At 68.2% G+C, this 19,107-nt stretch carries 18 protein-coding genes; 5 read left to right on the forward strand and 13 right to left on the reverse strand.

Translation table 11 applies throughout. The features are described from left to right. Positions 1 to 239: 239 nt before the first annotated feature. The gene (locus ABTV68_RS19450; RefSeq protein WP_433675317.1) at positions 240 to 1,634 is read right to left on the reverse strand and encodes an FAD-dependent oxidoreductase; all 1,395 of its coding nucleotides are present in this window, start codon (positions 1,632 to 1,634) and stop codon (positions 240 to 242) included. Between the two features lie 87 nt (positions 1,635 to 1,721). Here ABTV68_RS19450 and ABTV68_RS19455 point away from each other — a divergent pair, with 87 nt between their 5' ends. Next, positions 1,722 to 2,474: a metallophosphoesterase family protein gene (locus tag ABTV68_RS19455; protein ID WP_433675318.1), complete on the forward strand. Its 753-nt coding sequence runs from the start codon at positions 1,722 to 1,724 to the stop codon at positions 2,472 to 2,474. On the opposite strand, the gene ABTV68_RS19460 is transcribed toward ABTV68_RS19455, so the two are convergent. From ABTV68_RS19460 to ABTV68_RS19490, 7 genes are all read right to left on the reverse strand, one after another. Continuing rightward, a complete protein-coding gene (locus ABTV68_RS19460) occupies positions 2,471 to 2,923 on the reverse strand; it encodes a heat shock protein transcriptional repressor HspR (protein ID WP_433675319.1) in 453 nt (150 codons plus the stop codon). The genes ABTV68_RS19455 and ABTV68_RS19460 overlap by 4 nt on opposite strands. 42 nt (positions 2,924 to 2,965) lie before the next feature. Continuing rightward, on the reverse strand, positions 2,966 to 3,931 hold the full coding sequence (locus ABTV68_RS19465) for a DnaJ C-terminal domain-containing protein (protein WP_433675320.1): 966 nt from the start codon (positions 3,929 to 3,931) through the stop codon (positions 2,966 to 2,968). 16 nt (positions 3,932 to 3,947) lie between these two features. After that, a complete protein-coding gene (locus ABTV68_RS19470; RefSeq protein WP_433675321.1) occupies positions 3,948 to 4,526 on the reverse strand; it encodes a nucleotide exchange factor GrpE in 579 nt (192 codons plus the stop codon). A 4-nt stretch (positions 4,527 to 4,530) separates the two neighbouring features. Then, positions 4,531 to 6,399: a molecular chaperone DnaK gene (dnaK, locus tag ABTV68_RS19475; protein ID WP_433675322.1), complete on the reverse strand. Its 1,869-nt coding sequence runs from the start codon at positions 6,397 to 6,399 to the stop codon at positions 4,531 to 4,533. A gap of 196 nt (positions 6,400 to 6,595) precedes the next feature. Next, on the reverse strand, positions 6,596 to 7,159 hold the full coding sequence (locus ABTV68_RS19480) for a hypothetical protein (protein WP_433675323.1): 564 nt from the start codon (positions 7,157 to 7,159) through the stop codon (positions 6,596 to 6,598). A gap of 336 nt (positions 7,160 to 7,495) precedes the next feature. After that, positions 7,496 to 8,893, reverse strand: coding sequence for an MFS transporter (locus ABTV68_RS19485; protein ID WP_433675324.1), 1,398 nt, complete (start codon positions 8,891 to 8,893; stop codon positions 7,496 to 7,498). 132 nt (positions 8,894 to 9,025) lie between these two features. Next, positions 9,026 to 9,673, reverse strand: coding sequence for a MarR family winged helix-turn-helix transcriptional regulator (locus tag ABTV68_RS19490; protein ID WP_433675325.1), 648 nt, complete (start codon positions 9,671 to 9,673; stop codon positions 9,026 to 9,028). A gap of 105 nt (positions 9,674 to 9,778) precedes the next feature. Here ABTV68_RS19490 and ABTV68_RS19495 point away from each other — a divergent pair, with 105 nt between their 5' ends. From ABTV68_RS19495 to ABTV68_RS19505, 3 genes are all read left to right on the forward strand, one after another. Continuing rightward, on the forward strand, positions 9,779 to 10,867 hold the full coding sequence (locus ABTV68_RS19495; RefSeq protein WP_433675326.1) for a hypothetical protein: 1,089 nt from the start codon (positions 9,779 to 9,781) through the stop codon (positions 10,865 to 10,867). Between the two features lie 446 nt (positions 10,868 to 11,313). After that, on the forward strand, positions 11,314 to 11,943 hold the full coding sequence (locus ABTV68_RS19500; RefSeq protein WP_433675327.1) for a hypothetical protein: 630 nt from the start codon (positions 11,314 to 11,316) through the stop codon (positions 11,941 to 11,943). Then, positions 11,940 to 12,437 (forward strand): RNA polymerase sigma factor, encoded by a 498-nt coding sequence (locus ABTV68_RS19505; RefSeq protein WP_433675328.1) that lies wholly within the window; start codon positions 11,940 to 11,942, stop codon positions 12,435 to 12,437. Before ABTV68_RS19500 ends, ABTV68_RS19505 begins: the two co-directional genes overlap by 4 nt. Before the next feature lie 48 nt (positions 12,438 to 12,485). Here the strand turns inward: ABTV68_RS19505 and ABTV68_RS19510 are convergent, their stop codons facing one another. The 3 genes from ABTV68_RS19510 to ABTV68_RS19520 form a co-directional block, all read right to left on the reverse strand. Then, positions 12,486 to 13,643 (reverse strand): MalY/PatB family protein, encoded by a 1,158-nt coding sequence (locus ABTV68_RS19510; protein ID WP_433675329.1) that lies wholly within the window; start codon positions 13,641 to 13,643, stop codon positions 12,486 to 12,488. 143 nt (positions 13,644 to 13,786) lie between these two features. Further along, the gene (locus ABTV68_RS19515; RefSeq protein ID WP_433675330.1) at positions 13,787 to 14,530 is read right to left on the reverse strand and encodes a GOLPH3/VPS74 family protein; all 744 of its coding nucleotides are present in this window, start codon (positions 14,528 to 14,530) and stop codon (positions 13,787 to 13,789) included. A gap of 120 nt (positions 14,531 to 14,650) precedes the next feature. Beyond that, on the reverse strand, positions 14,651 to 16,393 hold the full coding sequence (locus ABTV68_RS19520) for a glycoside hydrolase family 35 protein (protein WP_433675331.1): 1,743 nt from the start codon (positions 16,391 to 16,393) through the stop codon (positions 14,651 to 14,653). Between the two features lie 270 nt (positions 16,394 to 16,663). On the opposite strand from ABTV68_RS19520, the gene ABTV68_RS19525 reads away from it, so the two are divergent. After that, the gene (locus tag ABTV68_RS19525; RefSeq protein ID WP_433675332.1) at positions 16,664 to 17,674 is read left to right on the forward strand and encodes a LacI family DNA-binding transcriptional regulator; all 1,011 of its coding nucleotides are present in this window, start codon (positions 16,664 to 16,666) and stop codon (positions 17,672 to 17,674) included. A 46-nt stretch (positions 17,675 to 17,720) separates the two neighbouring features. On the opposite strand, the gene ABTV68_RS19530 is transcribed toward ABTV68_RS19525, so the two are convergent. Together ABTV68_RS19530 and ABTV68_RS19535 are read right to left on the reverse strand one after the other, a co-directional pair. Then, the gene (locus ABTV68_RS19530) at positions 17,721 to 18,101 is read right to left on the reverse strand and encodes a hypothetical protein (RefSeq protein WP_433675333.1); all 381 of its coding nucleotides are present in this window, start codon (positions 18,099 to 18,101) and stop codon (positions 17,721 to 17,723) included. Between the two features lie 33 nt (positions 18,102 to 18,134). Continuing rightward, complete coding sequence (locus ABTV68_RS19535; RefSeq protein ID WP_433675334.1) at positions 18,135 to 19,100, reverse strand: serine hydrolase; 966 nt, start codon at positions 19,098 to 19,100, stop codon at positions 18,135 to 18,137. Between the last annotated feature and the right edge of the window lie 7 nt (positions 19,101 to 19,107).

The following is a 19,107-nucleotide window of genomic DNA, read 5'->3' on the forward strand; positions in this document are numbered from 1 at the left end:
TCGGTCTGGCGAGGGCGCATTCATCGGTGCTCTCGTTCAAGACGCGGCAAACCGGCATCGGCGCGACCAGCGCGGTCAGCCAACACCACCAGCATCGCTAGCACAACCAGCACGAGCGCTGACCAGCACGACCCGCGCCGTCGACACGACCCGGGCGACCAGAACCAGCCGGGACCGCACGACCAGCACCATCACCGAGCAGCGCCAGATCGCCCCCGTGATGCTGCCGATCCGCCCACTCAGGGCGTCGGCGACTCCGTCGCGCCGAGGAACGGCGCGAGGGAAGCGAGTGCCGCCGTGCGCGCGTCATCGTCGCCGAGCTTCGCGAACTCCCCCGCTGCTGCGCCGCCGATGAGCCCCACCAGGATGTTCTCGCCAGTTACGGGAGCGAGGTTGAGCCAGGTCCGGATCGTGGCGTCACCGCCGACCGTGTGCCACAGGGACGCGTCCGTCTCGATCACCGGCTCGTCGAAGCGCAGCCAGACGGTCTCGATGAGACCCATCCCGAGGTCTGCGATGGCACCGCGGTGCGCGAAGGGCAACGCGGGCGAGAACTCGATGCCGTCGGTCTTCAGCACACCGAGCGGAACCGTCACCAGCACCCGGTCGAACGACAGGGACTCCCCCGTCGCCACACCGAGGCTCACCCCCTTCTCGTCGTAGGCCACCCGGCTCACGGGCGACGACAGGCTCACCTTCGCTCCGTCGAGCAGATCCTCGAACAGTGATCCGAGGTCGCCGAGCACGGCGGTGCGCTCGATGGGCGGCATCACCGGAGGGAACCAGGACGAAACCTGGTCGGCATCCGCTCCGGACATTGTCGACAGGTACGCGAGCAGCGCCGTCAGGGCGGGGTCATCGGGGTCCGCGCCGGCTTCGACCAGGGCGTCAGCCAGTGATTCATCGGTCGCGCGGGACTGCGCCGCGGCGATCGCATCGGTGAGCGGCTTGGCCGACACAACCTCGAGGTCGTCGCCCTCCGCTGAGCGCCAGAGGGCTCCGGACAGCGTCTCGGTTCGGAGGTCGATCGACTCCGGCCGATCGACGACCTCGTCGAGGGCATCGTCGACGAGCCACCCGCCGAGCTGCACGGGAACCGGCCACTCGTCGTCGTCCACATGCGACTGGACGCGCCCGCCGACCCGATCGCGAGCCTCGAAGACGGTCAGCTCCAGACCACTCGCAGCAAGGCGAGCCGCCGCAGCAGCACCGGCGAGCCCGGCACCGACGACAGCGACGCGATCGCCCGTGGTCGACGCGTCCAGCAGCGTCTCCGCGGCCGCGACACCGGATCGAACCGCCGCCGGCATCGTCCCCGGGGCTTCTTCGTCCGTCGCCTCACCCGCGAAGAACAGACGATCGAGCACCGGGACAGTCAGCGCTGCGCGCACGCTTTGCTGCACACCCGTCGGCGTGAAGCTTGCCGCGCCGAGCGAGAACGGATCCTCCGACCAGGAGCTGCGAGCGAAAGCCGACGGCTCGATCACGTTCGGGGTCGTGGGCTCGGGGGCCGGGGTCGTGGAGGTCGGATCGGGCGTGGGTGAGGGCGCCGGCTCCGGGGTGCAGGAGGCCAGAAGCACCCCCAGGACACCGGCTCCGGCGCCGACCAGCAGAGTGCGCCGCGTGATCCTCATCGTGTCGCAACGATACCCGTCCCGACGCGGTCACGGGAACGTCGGCCCGTTCGATAGATTGAGCCCGAGCGCAGCGGAGGGGGCCACATGTTGACGATCGCGCACCTGAGCGACCCGCACCTGGATCTGTCGGAGGCACGCCGCCATCGATTCGAGGCCGTGCTGCGAGAGGTCGCCGCTCTGCCGAGCGTGGATGCGCTCCTGGTGAGCGGAGATCTCGCCGATCATGGCCTCGCCGAAGAATACGCGAGCGTGTTCGCGGAGCTTCCCGACGACGTTCCCCAGCTGGTCTGCGCCGGCAACCACGACCTGACGGCACCACTCAGCGCGGCGCTGCGAGACGTGGGCCGTTCCGGGCGCATGAATGACACGCTGGTGATCGGCGACCTCACGATCATCGCTCTCGACTCGCACATCGACGGCAGAGACGACGGTCTGCTCACGCCGGAGACGCTGGACTTCGCGCGCGGTGCGATCGCGGCCGCTCCGGGGTCGGTGGCGCTGATGATGCACCACCCGCCGGTGCCGATCGGGCACCACGTCGTGGACGAGCAGTACGCCCTCGCCAACCCGGGTGACCTGGCGGCGATCGTTCGGGACAACCCGGCGGTGGCCGCGATCTTCACCGGTCACATCCACGCGGCGTTCACGACGACGTTCGCGGGGGTTCCGGTGTTGGGGGCGCCGGGGATCGTGTCGGCCATGCGGCTGGGGAGCCGCGTCAATCCGATCGCCGATCCCGACGCGTTGCCGGGCTTTGCGCTGCACACCGTGGAAGGCGCTGCGATCCGCACCGTGTTCCACACGCTCTCGCCCCGCGCGCTCAGCCGGGGCGATTAGTCCTCGTCGAGGTGGCTTTCGCGCAGGTGCGGGGGTCGCCAGATCATGACCTCCGTCGCGCGCCGCACGCGGCGTCCGGCGCGCAGGGTGATGACGGATCCTGTCGTTCCCGCCGCGAACACGCGTGCCCCGGGCCGGCTCTCCGCGTCGGCCTGGAGCTGGGCCTGGAGTTGAGAGACCTCGCGGCGCAGTGACCGCACGGACTGCTCCAGATCGAGAATGCGGGCGATGGCCGGGAGGCTCATCCCGTCGGCCGACATCTGCGCCACCTCGCGAAGCTGACGGATGTTGTTCACCGAGTATCGGCGCGAGCCACCGCGGGTGCGCCCCGGGATGACCAGTCCCATGCGGTCGTACTGACGCAGGGTCTGGGGGTGCATGCCGGCCAGCTCCGCGGCAGCAGCGATCGCGAAGATCGGCGCGTCCTCGTCCATCTGGTCCTGGTTCATGTCACCCCCGTTCCCGGCGTCGTGTGTCGGTCATCGCGCGATTCAGCGCGCTTTCGCGAGCAAGTCCGCTCGCGGGTTCTCCTTGGGTTCCGCCTCGGCGAACTTCTCCAGCGCTTCCTTGGCGGCGGCATCGAGGTGAGACGGGACCACGATCTGAACCTCGGCGAGCAAGTCGCCGGTGCCCTTCGCTGATTCCACGCCGCGGCCCTTGACGCGGAGCACGCGACCAGAGGGAGTTCCGGCAGCCACCTTCAGCTTCACCGGATCGCCGCCCAGCGTGGGCACTTCGATGGTGGCGCCCAGGGCCGCCTCCGTGAAGGTCACCGGCACGGTCACCCGCAGGTTCAGCCCATCGCGGGTGAACACCGGGTGCTTGCGCACCGAGACGGACACCACGATGTCGCCGTTCTCGCCACCCGACGAGGACGGACGACCGCGCCCACGCAAGCGGATCTTCTGTCCGTCCTGCACGCCCGCCGGGATCTTCACCTTGAACGGCTTGCCGTCCTCACCCTGCAGGGTGATGGTGTCGCCCTTCACCGCTGTAGCGAAATCGAGCGTCGTGCGCGCCGTGACGTCGGCGCCCTTCTGGGGCCCCGGCCGGAAGCCGGCCTGACCACCGAAGCCGCCGCCCCCGCGGTTGAACATCGAGAAGATGTCGTCGAAGTCGGCTTGCTGCTGACCTCGACCGCCGCGGTTGAACATCGAGAACACGTCCTCGAAGCCCCCGCCGGCAGAGCTGCCGCCACCGGGAGCCTGGAAGCGGGCCCCGGAGCCCATCGCCCGGATCTGGTCGTACTCCTCACGCTGAGTCTTGTCGCTCAGCACGGTGTACGCCTCGCTGATCTCCTTGAACTTCGCCTCCGCTGCGGAGTCCCCCGGGTTCGAGTCCGGGTGGTACTTGCGCGCCAGCTTCCGGTAGGTCTTCTTCAGGTCGGCTTCGGACACATCCTTGGACACGCCGAGCGTCTTGTAGAAATCCTTCTCGAACCAGTCGTTGCTTGCCATATGTCCCCTTTTCGGCCTACTCGGCCGGGACCGAGACGACCACCTTCGCGGGACGCAGCTCCACGTCGCCCAGGCGGTAGCCCACCTCGACCACGTCGAGGATGGTGGACTCGGTGGCACCCGGAACGGGCTGCTGGAAGATGGCCTCGTGCTGCTGCGGGTCGAAGACGTCGCCGACGGTGCCGTACGACTCCACGCCCTGACGCGCCACGATCGACCGGATCTTCTCGGCGATCACGGCAAAAGCGCTGCCCTCAACCAGGTCACCGTGCTTCTCCGCGCGGGCGATGTCATCCAGCACGGGAAGCAGGCCCTTGACCACGTCGCCCGTGGTGCGCTGCTTCTCGATCTGACGCTGTTCCTCGGTGCGACGGCGGTAGTTGGCGTACTCCGCGGTGATGCGCTTGAGGTCGTTGAGGTGGATCGACTCGATGTCCATGACGTCGGCGGCGGCCGCGTCGTCGGTCTGGGCTGCGCCCAGGATGTCGTCGATCGTGAGTTCCTCGTCCTGCGAAGCGGGGTCGGAGGCGTGAGCCTCCGACCCCTGCTCGCCGGACGGGGCTTCGTTGTTCTCGAAGTCCTTGTCGTCCGTCATGTCTTTACTTCTTCTCGTCCTCGTCGTCCACGACCTCGGCGTCGATGACGTCCTCTTCGGGGTTCGGCACGTCGCCGTTGCCCGGGCTGGTCGCCGTCGGGTCGCCCTCGCCACCGGCAGCCTGGGCGGAGGCGTAGAGCGCCTCACCCAGCTTGCCCTGGCTCTGGCTCAGCGTCTCGAACGCCTTCTTCACGGCGTCGTCGTCCTCGCCCGCGAGCGCGGTCTTGACCGCGTCCACGTCGGCCTGGACGGACTCCTTGACGTCGGCGGGAAGCTTCTCGTCGTTCTCCTTGATCAGCTTCTCGACGGAGTACGCGAGCGTCTCGGCCTGGTTGCGGACCTCGGCGGCCTCACGGCGCTTCTTGTCCTCGGCGGCGTGCTCCTCGGCCTCGCGCACCATGCGGTCGATGTCCTCCTTGGGCAGCGAGGAGCCACCCGTGATGGTCATCGACTGCTCCTTGCCGGTGCCCTTGTCCTTGGCGGACACGTGCACGATGCCGTTGGCGTCGATGTCGAAGGTGACCTCGATCTGCGGGATGCCACGGGGAGCCGGGGCGATGCCCTGCAGCTCGAACGTGCCGAGCGGCTTGTTGTCGCGGGTGAACTCGCGCTCGCCCTGGAACACCTGGATCGCGACGGACGGCTGGTTGTCGTCTGCCGTGGTGAAGGTCTCGCTGCGCTTGGTGGGGATGGCCGTGTTGCGCTCGATGAGCTTGGTCATCATGCCGCCCTTGGTCTCGATACCGAGGCTCAGCGGGGTGACGTCGATCAGCAGGACGTCCTTGCGCTCGCCCTTCAGCACACCGGCCTGGATGGCGGCGCCGACGGCGACGACCTCGTCCGGGTTGACGCCCTTGTTGGCGTCCTTGCCGATCTCGCCCTTGACGAGCTCGGCGACGGCGGGCATACGGGTGGAGCCACCGACGAGGACCACGTGGTCGATGTCGCTGACCTTGATGCCCGCCTCACGGATGACATCCGCGAACGGCTTCTTGGTGCGCTCGAGGAGGTCCTTGGTGAGGTCCTCGAACTTCGCACGGGTCAGCGTCTCCTGCAGGTTCGCCGGGCCGTTCTCGGTGAGCGAGAGGTAGGGCAGGGAGATGGTGGTGGACATGGAGCTGGAGAGCTCCTTCTTCGCCTGCTCCGCGGCCTCCTTGAGGCGCTGCAGGGCGATCTTGTCGTTCGCCACGTCCACACCGGTGGACTGCTTGAACTGCGTGATCAGCCAGTCGACGATGCGCTGGTCCCAGTCGTCACCACCGAGGCGGTTGTCACCGGCGGTGGCACGCACCTGGATGGTGGAGAAGTCGTCGTCCTTGCCCACTTCGAGCAGCGAGACGTCGAACGTTCCGCCACCGAGGTCGAAGACCAGGATGAGCTCGTCTTCCTTGCCCTTGTCCAGGCCGTACGCCAGGGCGGCAGCGGTGGGCTCGTTGATGATGCGCAGCACGTTGAGGCCGGCGATCTCACCGGCGTCCTTCGTTGCCTGACGCTCAGCGTCGTTGAAGTACGCGGGAACCGTGATGACCGCGTCGGTGACGGTGTCGCCGAGGTACTGCTCCGCGTCGTGCTTGAGCTTGCCGAGGATGCGCGCCGAGATCTCCTGCGGCGTGTACTCCTTGCCGTCGATCGACTGCGTCTTCCACGACGTGCCCATGTGGCGCTTCACGGACGCGATGGTGCGGTCCACGTTGGTGACGGCCTGGCGCTTGGCGGTCTCGCCGACGAGCACCTCTCCGTCCTTGGTGAAGGCGACCACCGAGGGGGTGGTGCGGAATCCTTCAGCGTTGGCGATGACCTTGGGCTCGCCACCCTCGAGAACGGAGACGACCGAGTTGGTCGTACCGAGGTCGATGCCTACTGCACGTGCCATGTGTTTTCCTTTCGTGCCGGGGGATTTCCCGATCCTCCAGCGGTGGCTCGCCCGTACCGGGCCGCAGCCGAAATCTATGGTCCGCTTGCGCGGAATCGGGACTTGAGTCCCGATGGCTCAACCCTAGAACACGACCCGAATTCGTGTCAAGTCGAAGTTGAGTCGACACGACTCAACTTCGGGTGAACACTCAGTATCAGACGGATTTCGCCAGCTGCTGCAGTGCCACGACGCCGAAACCGGCGGCCACGAGGCCGGCCAGGACGACGATCCTCGCCAGCACCGGCAGGGTCGATCGACGAATCGCCAGCCAGCCGATGCCCGCGAGCGTCACGATGTAGATCCACGAGGAGATGCGCAGTGCCAGGTGCAGATCCATCCACCCGATCCAGGCGGCTCCGATCAGCGCGATCGGAAGCCCCACGGTCCACAGCGCGCCCAGACCCGCGCGCAACATGATGTGCAGTTCGCTCCCCCGCGCGACCGTGCGATGAACGATGAGGTGAGCGATGTAGTCCGACAGCGTGCCGGCTACAACGATACCGATCACACCCATCAGCAGCGCGAGGAAGGCGTGCCGGGGCTCGGCGTGCGTTCCGGACTCAACAACGCGGACGATGGCGAGACCCGTGAACGTGGCGTACAGGCGTTCGCGGAAATACGGCACCGTGCCGGGTGGGAGTTCCCAGTCTTCGTCTCTGCGTGACCGAAGCTCCTCTCGCATCACGCGCTTGCTCCGCCGTCCCCGTTCGCTGCTCATCCCGTCATCGTCGCAGGTCGGTGGCGGATGTGGTTCGTTTTGGGGTTTGGGGCGAGGTGGCGGAGTCGGGCGGCGCAGGTGATGCGTGGAAGGAGTGCCGGGACGCCGAGCCAGGAGCTTAGCGCCGGAGCGTTGCCGCGGGCACCGTCTCGAAACGAGGACAATGTCACGAAACGAGGACCGCCACCCGGCGTACCGTCCTCCGTCGGAGTAAATCTCCTCCGTTCGAGACACCGGCATCACCGCACGCACGTCACCGGAGTCCCCCACGCTTCTCATCCCCGATCACCTGACCGGCTCACCGCCACCCTTCGAGGCAGAGCCGCGGCGCCGCGCTCAGCGGCGGTCGAGGGCGGGGATGCGGACGAACAGCATCAGCACCAGACCCGCGGCGATCACGATGATGATGCCGAGGATGCCCCAGTAGATCGCACCCATCGCGGCGACGAGGATCGTCCAGAGGCCGGAGGCCAGGAAGCTCGCGACCCGACCCGTCGTGGCGTAGAGGCCGAAGACCTCCCCCTCCCGACCGGCGGGGGTGACGCGGGCGAGCAGCGAACGGGATGCCGACTGCACCGGACCGACGAGGGCGGAGAGCACCATGCCGCAGATCCAGAACACCACCTGTCCGGCGTCGTGCAGGAGGAAGACGGCGAAGCCTGCGACGCACAGCGCGGTGAGCGCGCCGATGATCACCGGGCGCGGGCCGAATCGGTCGTCGAGTCGACCGGCGATGATCGTCCCGATTCCAGCGATGAGGTTCGCCGCGATGCCGAAGATGATCACCTCGTTCGCCGAGAAGCCGAACACGCGGGCCGCAATCACGGCACCGAACGTGAAGACGCCACTCAGACCATCGCGATACACGGCGCTGGCGACGAGGAACCAGAACGTCGGGCGAGAGTCGCGGAAGATCGAGCGGATGTGACGCCAGAGGTCCACATAACTGAGGAAGAAGTTGCGACGAACGACGCTCTGGCGCGGAGTCTCCGGCACGTTGAGCAGCAGCGGAATGGAGAACACGATCGCCCACACCGCGCATCCCACCGCGATGATCCGATACGGGAGGCCATTGTCGGTGGACAGGCCGAACCAGTCGAAGCTGTTGCACAGCACCACGATGACCAGAGCGATGATGCCGCCGACGTAGCCGAGCCCCCATCCGAGACCGCTGACACGACCCACGGTCCGGGGGGTGGACACCTGGGTGAGCATCGCGTTGTAATTGACGCCCGCGAGCTCGCTGAACAGCGTGCCCGCGGACACGAGCATCACGCCGAGCAGGAAGAAGTTCGGCGAGCCCTCCACGAAGAACATCCCGGCCATCGTCGCAATCAGCAGCGTCGTGTAGACGATCAGCCAGCGCTTGCGACGACCTGCGGCATCGGCGCGTTGCGCCAAGACCGGCGCGAGGATCGCCAGCAGGATGCCCGCGGCTGTGGTTCCCAGACCCAGCTGACTGCTGAGCGCGGCGAGTGCCGCGTCCTTCGCCTTGTCCCCGTCTGGCAGCGCCGCGATCGACGGATCGAGGAACGTGTCACTCACCAGATACAGCGCCGTGAACACGAACGTGAGGATCACGCTGTTGAACGGCTGCGTCGCCCAGTCGTAGATCGCCCACGACCACACCTGTTTGCGCGGGATGGTGCGATCGATGTTCTGATCGAGCGCCAGCGCCGGCAACGCGTCGGTGTCGACGCTCGTCGGGGGCGTGTGGGGAGTCTCGCCGGTCATGCGCTCACCTTAGTGGTCGCCGGGGTCGCGTCGGTGAACCTCGTTCGTTGCGCACCATCGCCCCCTCATGCGCGGGCGATCCATCGCACGCGACCGGTCGTGAGCTCCACGCTGCGGCGCGCGAGTCGCGGATCAGTCGCGAGGCCAGGCGGCAGCGAACTTGCCGAGGAGCCGGATGAACTCCGCCTGCTCCTCGGGGGTGAGCGCAGCGAGGGCCGTTCGCACGGTGTCGTGCCGATGCCCACGCATGCCGCCGGCGATCGAGCGACCTCGGTCGGTGAGCACCACGCGGGTGCGTCGTGCATCATCCGGATCGGCCTCGCGCTGCACGAGTCCCAGCTGGACGGACTGCTGGACCAATCGCGACGCGCGCGGCTGGTCGACGCCCACGGCGTCGGCGATCTCGGACACCGTCAATGACCCCGATGCGGCGGCGAGGACTTCCAGGAGACGGAACCGCGCCGGGCCGCCGAGACGTCCGCCCATCGCGGGCATCCATTCGGCTGCACGCGGGTCGGCGCCGCGACCGCCGAAGGGTCCCCACTCGGGACCGCCGCGATGCGCACGACCACGATCCCCCTCCCGAGCGTGCGCCTCATCGTGATGATGCCCGCCGTCGTGACCGTGCGCAGCGCCAAAGACATGCGCGCCGTCATGGCCGTGCGGCCCGCCGGGCCCGAAACCGTGCGGCCCGCCGGGCCGAGGGCCACGACGACCGCGGATGCGACCAAGCGCAGCGACGATCGCCTCGACAGGATCGGTGGGCTGCTCGTCCGTCATGGAAAAAGTATATATGTCACTTGACAAGCTTCTGAAATACATGTCACACTACATTCACTTGTCATCTGACATACATTCGAGCTTCGGCTCCCGAAAGGACTTCTCATGAACACCCCGAACAGCACACCACTCGGCGAGCGATCGCTCGCCTTCCTCATCCGCGCCGCCGACCAGCTCGTCCGCGCGGAACGTGCCGACATCCTCGCCTCCGAGGGCGTCCGTCGCCACGACCTGCGCCTCCTGCACCGACTCGCCGAAACAGAAACAGACGCGCCGCAAGCGGACACGACCCCGGTCGAGGACACAGCTCCACAGGCGACCGTCAGCTCCGACATTCCGGTGCACGGGACGATCGGCACCGAGCCGCCCCTCGACGGCGTCGCCACAAGCGACGCCGCTTTGAACGCCTCGTCGACGCCGGCGGCAAGCTCAACGCATGAGCACCGCGGCCACCACCGCCCCGGACACCGAGGGCACGGAGGCCCCGGCCGCGCGCGCTTCGGAGGCCTCCGTTTCCGCCACCTCCTCATGCGGGGGTGGATCGCATTCACCGATGGCCGCCCGACGATCACTGCCGAGGGCCGAGCAGCCCTCACTCGCATCGACGACCGGCTCACGGCTTCACGCTCGCGCATCGAGTCGGTGCTCACACCCGAGCAGCTGACCGTCACCACGGACGCGCTGTCCTCGATCGTCGAGGACCTCGGAGGAGAGGAGCGACTGCGTGATGTGCGCCGTCGCCGTCGACTCCTGCAGCACCTGCGCGAAGGCGGACCGCGTCACGGCTTCGCTCACCACGGCTTCGGCGGACGCGGCATGCGCGCTGCGGACATCGGACACGGCGCGTTCGCGGGCCATGAGCATGGCGATTGCCATCGCCACGGGAGCTCCGGCGGCTGGCACGGTCACGGTGATTCCCACGGAGAGCGCGGATTCCACGGAACACGCGGATCCCACGGAGAGCGCGGATTCCACGGACGGGGCCGCGCGCACGGCGCCGAGGGCTTCGACTCCGCACACGTCGGCGGACCCCGCGCTCATTTCGCACGGGATGAGTTCGAGGACGCGTTCTCGGCCGACCGCCCCTTCCGAGGCCGCCCCGCACCCTGGACACACCGTCATGCCGACGACGCCGACCATCGCGCCTTCCGTCACGGCGACGGCCACCGTCACGGCGACGGCCACAGCATCTAACCCTCACCGCACATAACGACGGCGGCTGCCCAACCACCAGTTGCAGCCGCCGTCGTCGCCTCAGCCGAGCAACAGCGCTTCGGCGACTGCGATCGAACGGGCATCGTGACGGTCGGGGCGGCGTTCGCAACCTCACGCCTCACCTTCGTCAGAGGGAAGAGATTCCTCGTGGGGCCGCTGGGAGTGCAGGTGATCCCCGGATCGGCGATGATCATCTCGCTGTGCCTGTTGCTGCGGCAGCCGCGAGGGCCGGAGTTCCCTTTCCAGGCCGATCCTCAGTACCTCACCTCGTGCTGCCAATGTTCGCACCCGGCATCCTGTCCACGTCGTCTCCTGGCCTCCCAAGCGGCGCCGTCACGGGTACGGCACGAATCCGGCACCGCCGTCATCACGAACGGCGGTGCCGGACATGTCTCAGATAACGGACCCACCACGATGGGAGAGACATGGACACTCACGACCGCCTGGATCAGCTTCTTCAGCGCTCAGCACCGCCGGACCTCACGGTCGACGACGATCTGACCCGGGCCCTGAATCAGACGACGCACGATGCGCGAGCGCAGGTGCTCGCCGAGAAACCTCGCGCCCGCCGCACGCCCCGCGTGCTCGCCGGACTCGGGCTGGCGATCGTACTGATGGGAGGCGCTGGCACCGCAGTCGCGAACGGCGGTTTGTCCTGGCTGCCGTGGGCGCAGGATCCCGACGCGGTGTATGCGTTCACGCTGCCGAGCGGGCGCGAGTGCGAGCTGCGGTCTATGGTCGTCGAGCCGAGGGAACCGGCGGGCGACTGGGACGGGTTCGTAGCCAGCGTGGGCAATCTCGACGTGGACGAAACATTGGTCGAGAGTTGGGCGGATCTCATCCGGTCCGACCCAGAGACTCGGATCCAGTTCGTCAACGCCGACGGCGAGTGGGAGGATCCCGAGCGCGACGTGCCACCAACGGAGGACGACATCTACGCCATTGCGCATCGGGTCGCGATGAGCGAGACGGTCGCACGGCTCGCCGAGCAAGCCAAGGTCGGTCTTGCGTTCGACGGCGACGAGCAACTGCTGTGTGAGGCTGTGGCACCGTGAGGTCGGTCGCAGATCACACACAGCTCCTCACCGCCGCACTGCGCGACTCGAACGGGGATCTCCTCCGTTACCTGCATCGTCGCGTCGGAGCAGACGATGCACCCGATCTCCTCGGCGAGACGCTCCTCATCGCCTGGCGGCGGGTCGATGACGTCCCCGCGGATCCGCAGCAGGCGCGGATGTGGCTGTTCGGCCTGGCGCGCGGCACGCTGTTGAACCACGCCCGGGGTCAGCGCCGCCGCCTGGCACTGGTTGACCGGATCCGCTCGCACGTCACGTCGGCGGTGGCCGCGCCAGCTGACGACGGCGGAGACGTTCGCGATGCGATCGCACGCCTGAAGCCGGAACTCGCGGAGATCATCCAGCTGGTCCATTGGGATGGCTTCACGCTGGCGCAAGCGGCAGAGATCATCGGCATTCCGGCGGCGACAGCGCGGTCGCGGTATGCGCGGGCGAAGGAAGAACTGCGCGCAGCCCTGGGCGTGACCGTCTGAACGAACGACAGCGGCGCACCCCGGATGGATGCGCCGCTGTCGTTCGGCTCAGTCCGCGAGTGCGGCGGCCATGCGGCGCACGGCCTCGCGCAGGATCGGGCGCGGCGTGGCGAAGATCATGCGGACGAAGCCCTCGCCGGGGCCGCCGCAGTCGATTCCGTCGGTGAGCGCGACACCGGCGTGCTCACGGAAGAACGCGGCCACCGATCCCTCGATCGGCAGATCGCGACAGTCGAGCCACGCGATGTACGTACCCTCGGGCATCGTGTACCTGATCCCGGGAATCAGCTCGGCCAGATCGTCTCCGAGGGTGCGGCGATTCTCGTCGAGATACGCGGTCACCTCATCCAGCCATGCGCCACCCTCCTCGTAAGCGGCGATGTTCGCCACCACACCGAGCGTGGACGCCCCGGGCGCGCCCGCACCGAACGCGGCGGTCCACGTGGCGATATCGGCATCGTTCGTGAGGATCACCTGCGCGCACTTCACACCCGGCATGTTCCACGCTTTGGAGGGCGAGGTAGCTGTGACGGTGTGCGCGGCTGTGGCCTCGGACAGCGAGGCGTAGGGGATGTGCGAGGCGCCGGCGTAGACCAGCGGCGCGTGGATCTCGTCTGCGAACACCCGACCGCCGTGACGCTCGACGATGCTCGCTACGCCCTCCAGCTCTTCGCGGGTGAAGACGCGACCCACCGGATTGTACGGGTTGCAGAGGATGAGCAGCCCCGCGCCGTCGGCGAAGGCGGCGTCGATGCCGTTGAGATCAAGGCTGTAGCGGCCGTCCTCGACGAGCATCGGGACCTCGATGATCTCGCGGCCGAGCGACGGCGGGATGGTGAGGAATGGCATGTACGCGGGGGTCGGCAGGATGATCTTCGAGCCGGGAGCTGAGAACTTCTCGATCACGATCTGCAGGGCCGTGAGCACGTCGCCCACCGGACGAACGCTGGTAGCCGGCACGTCCCAGCCGTAGCGATCACGCTGCCAGGCAGCGGTGGCCTCCCCCAGCCGATTCGCGAGCGTCGGCGGCAGATAGCCGAGCAGCCCGTCATCGATGGCGCGATGCATCGCGTCGCGGACGGCAGGTGCGGTCCCGAAGTCCATCTCGGCCACGAACATCCCGATGGTGTCGGGGAATCGCGTCCATTTCAGACCCCCGACAGAGCGGAGGGAGTCGAGGTCGATGCTGTCGAATTCGGAGGTCACGGTGCTCACCTCTCGATTCTCCCCCGTCTGCGACGGCGAAGCACCGGCCACCCGCGACGAAGTGGCCGGAGAGCTACTCTGCGGAGGCGAACTCTCGGCGGTGAATGATCACGCCCCGCCAGCAGGCACACCCGAGGCTTCGGTCAGCTCGCCGAAGCGCCCGCCGTCGCGACCACGGCAGCCGATACAGCAGCGGAAACCGCTGCGATCGTGGCGGCTTCCGCCGCCTGCACGGCAGCCTGGACTGTCGCTTCCACGGCCTCCGATGCGAGGTTCACCTCGCGGATCTCCTTCGCGCGCTTGACCACATCACGCAGCGACCGCGTCTCGTCCTTCGCGACCACTCGCAGCTGGTTCAGTGCCTGCAGGATCGAGATGACGGCTGCCTGGTGAGCGGTGGGATCGCGATCGAGGATCAGAACCTCCCGCAGCCCCGTACGCAACGCTGCCTCGTGGGCGGCGTCGGCGGTGGGCCATTCGGTGCGCGGGAACAGGCCCAGCACGCGACCGCCCCGACGCTCCAGCACGCCCCGCTCGACCAGTCGCGCGGCGACGAGGTCACGCGTCGATTCGCCGTCGATCTTCGCGAGCGTACGAACCATGACCATCGCGTTTCGCGGCTTCGCGGCGACCGTCTCCGCGGCCGCGCGCAGCAGCGGATCGTCCGTGGTCGCATCGGGCGTTGCCGTCACCGTGGGAGAGGAGAGGAGGCCGGCACGGGGCGACAGCTCCACCAACCCGGCACGCGCGAGATCCATGAGCATCGCGCCGCCCATCGCCAACCCCGGGTCCACGCCGACCGACAACGTGCCCCGCTGATCGTCCAGCAGCAGAAGCAGCAGATCCTCGACCACCAGCCACGGCGGGGTGCGCGTCGTCTCGTCCATGATCCGACCCTAGGCGGAGACATCCGCCAGCGGATCCCCCTGGCGGCTGATCTTGCACGTTCATGGATCCATCGCACGTGAGCCCCGGCAAGACATGGCACGTAGTGACGCCAGCCCGGCTCAGTAGCCGATGAACTCTTCGACCTCGCCGAAGTCCGGGGCATCGCGCACCTCGAGCTGCGCGGGGAGCGATATGAAGTCCACCACGCGCACCGCGTTCGCCCCTTCCCGCCACAGCGGGGCGGGGGCATAGAGCGTGACCTGCGGGCCGATGCGGTCGTAGCGGCCGAGGAGAAATCCGTTCACCCACACCCATCCGGCGCCGCCGCCAGGCAGCGCGATCCAGGCGTCCGCGACCTCCGTCACCTGCACCTCGGCGACCGCCACGCCGTCCGCACCGGGAGCCTCGGGAGCGTTCCACGCGGATTCCGGAAGCAGGGTGTGCGACCACCCGTGCACCAGGCGCCGCTCCAGACGCACACCGGTGATGCCCTTGTGCTCCCCCAGCCGGTAGCCGTAATTGATGCGTCCGAGCGCTTCCACGACGATCACGAGCTCAACGCGACGGGCCGGACCCGCGAGCATCGTGGACACCGCACGATCGCGTTCCAGGAGAGCGACCCGCTCGCCGTCCACGTAGATCACCGCGCGGTCGTGCAGACCGTCGATGGACAGCTCGACGTCGCCAGGCAGATCGGCAACGGTGCGATACGCCACAACGCCGTCGGGCTGTCCGAGCTCCTCGAAGGTCTGCGGCATCGGGGTACGGAGGTCGCCATCCGTGGCGTACGCGAGCACGACGTCGTACAGCGACGCGACCGGAGTGAGCGGCACCGCCTGCGGACGCTGGAACACGGGAGCCTCGGGAATGGACGGCAGCTCTGTTGCGTGGAAGGGCGCGAACGCCGCCCGAAGCGCATGAAACTTGTCGTTGATCGTGCCGTCTTCGCCGATGGGCGCGTCGGAGTCGTAGCTGGTGACGGTGGGCTGCAGCACGCCGTCCCAATTCGCCCCAGCCCAGAGCCCGAAGTTCGTCCCGCCGTGCGCCATGTAGAGACTCACCGATCCACCGAGCTCCAGCAGTTCGGTGACGGTGCCCATCATGCTCTCCGCCGATCGCACGTGGTGCTTCTCGCCCCAGTGATCGAACCAGCCTCCCCACAACTCCCCGCAGATCAACGGAGCGCCCGCAGGGCGCAGCGCGTCGGCGAGCGCAGCGCCGGTGCCGAACGTGAACGTCGGGGTGGCGGACTCCAGCACCGATCCGCTGTTCAGCATGTCGGCGCGCGTGCCGTCGGCGGTGGTGAGCAGCTCGACGATTCCGCGCTCCCGCAAGCCCGTAGCGAGGTGCTCCAGGTAGGCGCGGTCGGAGCCGAACGATCCGTACTCGTTCTCGACCTGCACCGCGACGATCGGTCCGCCCTGCGATGCCTGAAGCGGAGCGATCCGAGGGATCAGTTCGTCGTACCAGGCGTCAACCGCGGCCAAGAACGACGGATCCGACGAGCGAAGGCTCCGCGTGCGCGCCGTCAGCCAGCTGGGCAGTCCGCCGTTGTTCCACTCGGCGCAGATGTACGGGCTCGGACGCAACAGCACGTCGAGGCCCACGTTTCCCGCGAGGCGGATGAAGCCGGCAAGGTCGTGCCAGCCGTCGAACGCGAACTCGCCCTCCCGCCGCTCGTGAAAGTTCCACGGGACATAGGTGTCGACGGTGTTGGCGCCCATTGCTGCGAGCCGGCGCAGGCGGTCCTCCCACTGCGCCGGGTGCACCCGGAAGTAGTGGATCGATCCGGAGAGGAGGCGGTACTCCGCACCATCGCGAAGCAGGACGCCATCACCAACGGTGAGCGCGGGGGCGGTCATGGAGTCTTCCATTCTGTGTCGTGGTCTGTGTGGCGGCACTTCATCTCGCTCCGCGGTTCCTGTCCACGTGGGGGTGGGATCGGCGGGCATGAGCGGCGGCACGCCGTCTCTCTCCGCTCGCTCAGCACCCGGCGTGTGAGTCAACGCTCCCCCGGGACCTCAGGTGAGACGTCATCGCCAAGCGTTCCGGTTGAATCGACACAATGTTTGCGCTCACATTATCGCCGACATCGTCCCGCACGCAAGGCGCGCGAGGCCTACCATGGGGTCATGCCGCGAAGACCGTCGCCCGATCGCGCCCCGAACCAGGTGGACGTCGCGCGGCGCGCCGGCGTCTCGGCGCAGACGGTGTCACGCGTGATGTCCGGGCAGGACACCGTCCGACCCGAGACCGCGCAGCGGGTGCTCGCCGCCGTTGATGAGCTCGGCTACCGTGTGCACGGCGCGGCCGCAGCGCTCGCGACTGGGCGCACCCGGATGCTGGGCGTGATCGTCGTCTCCAACGTGCAGTACTCGTCGGCTGTGATCAGCGCCGGCATCGAGGACATCGCCACCGACCGCGGCTACACGGTGACCACCACCGCCGTCGCCAAGCACTCACCGGTTGCGGCCTTCATCGACGCTTTCGACCGCCTGGAGCGACAGGGCGCCGAGGGCATCATCCTCGTCGCTCCCTTCGAGTTCGAAGACGAAGCGATGCAACAGCGCCTCGCGCGCACCCCTACGGAACGTGGCGATCGGCGCGCCGGCGTCGTCGACCAGGACCTCATCGCCCGCCTCGCGACCGAGCACCTCCTGGATCTCGGCCACGACAATGTCTGGCACATCAGCGGCGACGAAGGCTGGGCCGAGACGCACAAACGACGCGACGGGTGGGCGCGCGTGCTCCGCGAACGCGGGATCACCCCACCACCGACGATCTCCGGGGACTGGACCCCGGAATCGGGATACCGCGCCGGACAGGTGCTGGCGGGGATCGCCGAGGCCACAGCCGTCTTCGTGGCGAGTGATGAAATGGCGTTCGGCGTGATCCGCGCACTTCACGAGGCCGGACGCATGGTGCCCGACGACGTCTCCGTGGTGAGCGTTGACGACATCGATCTTGCGGCCTACGCCTCCCCCGCCCTCACGACGGTGCGCCAGCCGTTTCGTTCGGTCGGTCGTGATGCCGCACTGCGGGTGATCGCGAAGATCGAGGGCCGCGACCCGGAAGCCGAGGACTTCGACATCACGGAGCCCACCCTCATCGTGCGCGCCTCCACGGCGGCCCCGCCGCGCTGACTCTTCGTCTCCCGGCAGCCCGCGCGCACCGATCCGAACGCCGCCCTCAGTCCCACGAGCTCGCGGCATGTTCGCCGGGCTCGGGGTGCCGCAGCGTCCGCGGGGCGGGCCACTCCAGCTCGATCATCTCGGTCGGCGCATCGATGGCGTCGAAGTCATCGGTCTTCACCACGACGCGCTCCGGAGTGACCTCCACCAGCCGCACCGCCCAGGCGCGGCCGTCCTCGCGATCGAGCACCCACTTGTCGGCGAGCCAGCTCAGACCGATGGAGTCCAGTGATGCCTCGGCGTCCAACCAGTCGACAACTCCGGGCACCTCCCGGCCGAGCAGATTCACCGCGACCCAGGCGTCACCTTCGGGGCGGATCCAGCCGAGCAGCTCGCGGTCTTCGGCACGCCGATGCTCGGTCCAGTCATCTGGGATCATGTGCACATCGTAGGCGGAGCGCCGCCTCCGATCTCAGTGCACGTACTCCATGAGTTCGAGCCCGAGAATCCGCAGCGCCTCGGCCACCTGCAGGCGATGCGCCGACGACAGGTCGTCGAAGGCGACGGTGACGGCGTATGCGACGCCCGCTCGCGGTCCGGCCAGCACGCCCGCTTCGCTGCGCACACCGTCGGCACGGCCGGTCTTGTTGACGAACAGCAGACGATGCTTATCGTCTTCGTGATCGTAGGGATCGAGTCCCGTGGCCGCCCCCACCATGCTGAGGTCGGTGGCCAGATTCAGCCATTCCCCGACCTGTGCGCTGACGGCAGCGTCGACCGCCGCGCCGTTGACGATGAGCGTCATCAGCTCGGCGAGCTCGCGCGTGGTGCCCAGCGCGAAGTGCGGAGCGTCGTCGGGGCCGCGGCTGTCGCGGTGCTCGTCAAGCACCGCCAGATGAGCGAGGCCCAGCTTCTCCAGCCGAGCGCTGACGGCCGGCAACCCCACCTGCGCGAGCAGGGCGTTCGTGGCGGCCTGATCCCCGACCGCCGCGGACAGCACGGCGAGGTCGGACAGCGCCAGCTCGTCTGCGCGCAGGTGCGCCCAGAGCCCGCGGGACACCGAACCGCTCAGCGCGGAACGCGCGATCGTCGTGGCGGGATCGAGTCGGCCGTCCTGGAAGGCGGCGGCCACCTCCACGAGGATGGCCACCGATCCGACGTCCGCCACCGGAAGCGACACGAAGTCGTCGCCGGCGAACACCACCATGTCGTTGTCGAGGTCGCACACATGCGCCGACACCCGTGCACCGGCGCGCGCCAGGTCACTGAGTGCCGCAAGCGTGGAGTCGAAGGAACGCTTCGTGGGGCCACCGCGCCGGCGCGACACCGGTGCTGGCTGCGAGGCGCGACTCGAGCGGCGGGTGGGGCGCACCTCACCCGCGTCGTCGCTCGAACCCGCGGCCTCGATCATCCGCTGCTGCTTCCTCGTCCGGCTCACGGCCGAA

Source organism: Microbacterium gorillae, assembly GCF_050990725.1.
Taxonomy (GTDB): Bacteria; Actinomycetota; Actinomycetes; order Actinomycetales; family Microbacteriaceae; genus Microbacterium; species Microbacterium gorillae_A.

What these genes read in the sequence shown, in the direction of transcription:
- ABTV68_RS19450 (WP_433675317.1), bottom strand. Translation starts at nt 1,634, where the DNA reads ATGAGGATCACGCGGCGCACTCTGCTGGTCGGCGCCGGAGCCGGTGTC.
- ABTV68_RS19455 (WP_433675318.1), top strand. Translation starts at nt 1,722, where the DNA reads ATGTTGACGATCGCGCACCTGAGCGACCCGCACCTGGATCTGTCGGAG.
- ABTV68_RS19460 (WP_433675319.1), bottom strand. Translation starts at nt 2,923, where the DNA reads ATGAACCAGGACCAGATGGACGAGGACGCGCCGATCTTCGCGATCGCT.
- ABTV68_RS19465 (WP_433675320.1), bottom strand. Translation starts at nt 3,931, where the DNA reads ATGGCAAGCAACGACTGGTTCGAGAAGGATTTCTACAAGACGCTCGGC.
- ABTV68_RS19470 (WP_433675321.1), bottom strand. Translation starts at nt 4,526, where the DNA reads ATGACGGACGACAAGGACTTCGAGAACAACGAAGCCCCGTCCGGCGAG.
- dnaK (WP_433675322.1), bottom strand. Translation starts at nt 6,399, where the DNA reads ATGGCACGTGCAGTAGGCATCGACCTCGGTACGACCAACTCGGTCGTC.
- ABTV68_RS19480 (WP_433675323.1), bottom strand. Translation starts at nt 7,159, where the DNA reads ATGAGCAGCGAACGGGGACGGCGGAGCAAGCGCGTGATGCGAGAGGAG.
- ABTV68_RS19485 (WP_433675324.1), bottom strand. Translation starts at nt 8,893, where the DNA reads ATGACCGGCGAGACTCCCCACACGCCCCCGACGAGCGTCGACACCGAC.
- ABTV68_RS19490 (WP_433675325.1), bottom strand. Translation starts at nt 9,673, where the DNA reads ATGACGGACGAGCAGCCCACCGATCCTGTCGAGGCGATCGTCGCTGCG.
- ABTV68_RS19495 (WP_433675326.1), top strand. Translation starts at nt 9,779, where the DNA reads ATGAACACCCCGAACAGCACACCACTCGGCGAGCGATCGCTCGCCTTC.
- ABTV68_RS19500 (WP_433675327.1), top strand. Translation starts at nt 11,314, where the DNA reads ATGGACACTCACGACCGCCTGGATCAGCTTCTTCAGCGCTCAGCACCG.
- ABTV68_RS19515 (WP_433675330.1), bottom strand. Translation starts at nt 14,530, where the DNA reads ATGGACGAGACGACGCGCACCCCGCCGTGGCTGGTGGTCGAGGATCTG.
- ABTV68_RS19520 (WP_433675331.1), bottom strand. Translation starts at nt 16,393, where the DNA reads ATGACCGCCCCCGCGCTCACCGTTGGTGATGGCGTCCTGCTTCGCGAT.
- ABTV68_RS19525 (WP_433675332.1), top strand. Translation starts at nt 16,664, where the DNA reads ATGCCGCGAAGACCGTCGCCCGATCGCGCCCCGAACCAGGTGGACGTC.
- ABTV68_RS19530 (WP_433675333.1), bottom strand. Translation starts at nt 18,101, where the DNA reads ATGATCCCAGATGACTGGACCGAGCATCGGCGTGCCGAAGACCGCGAG.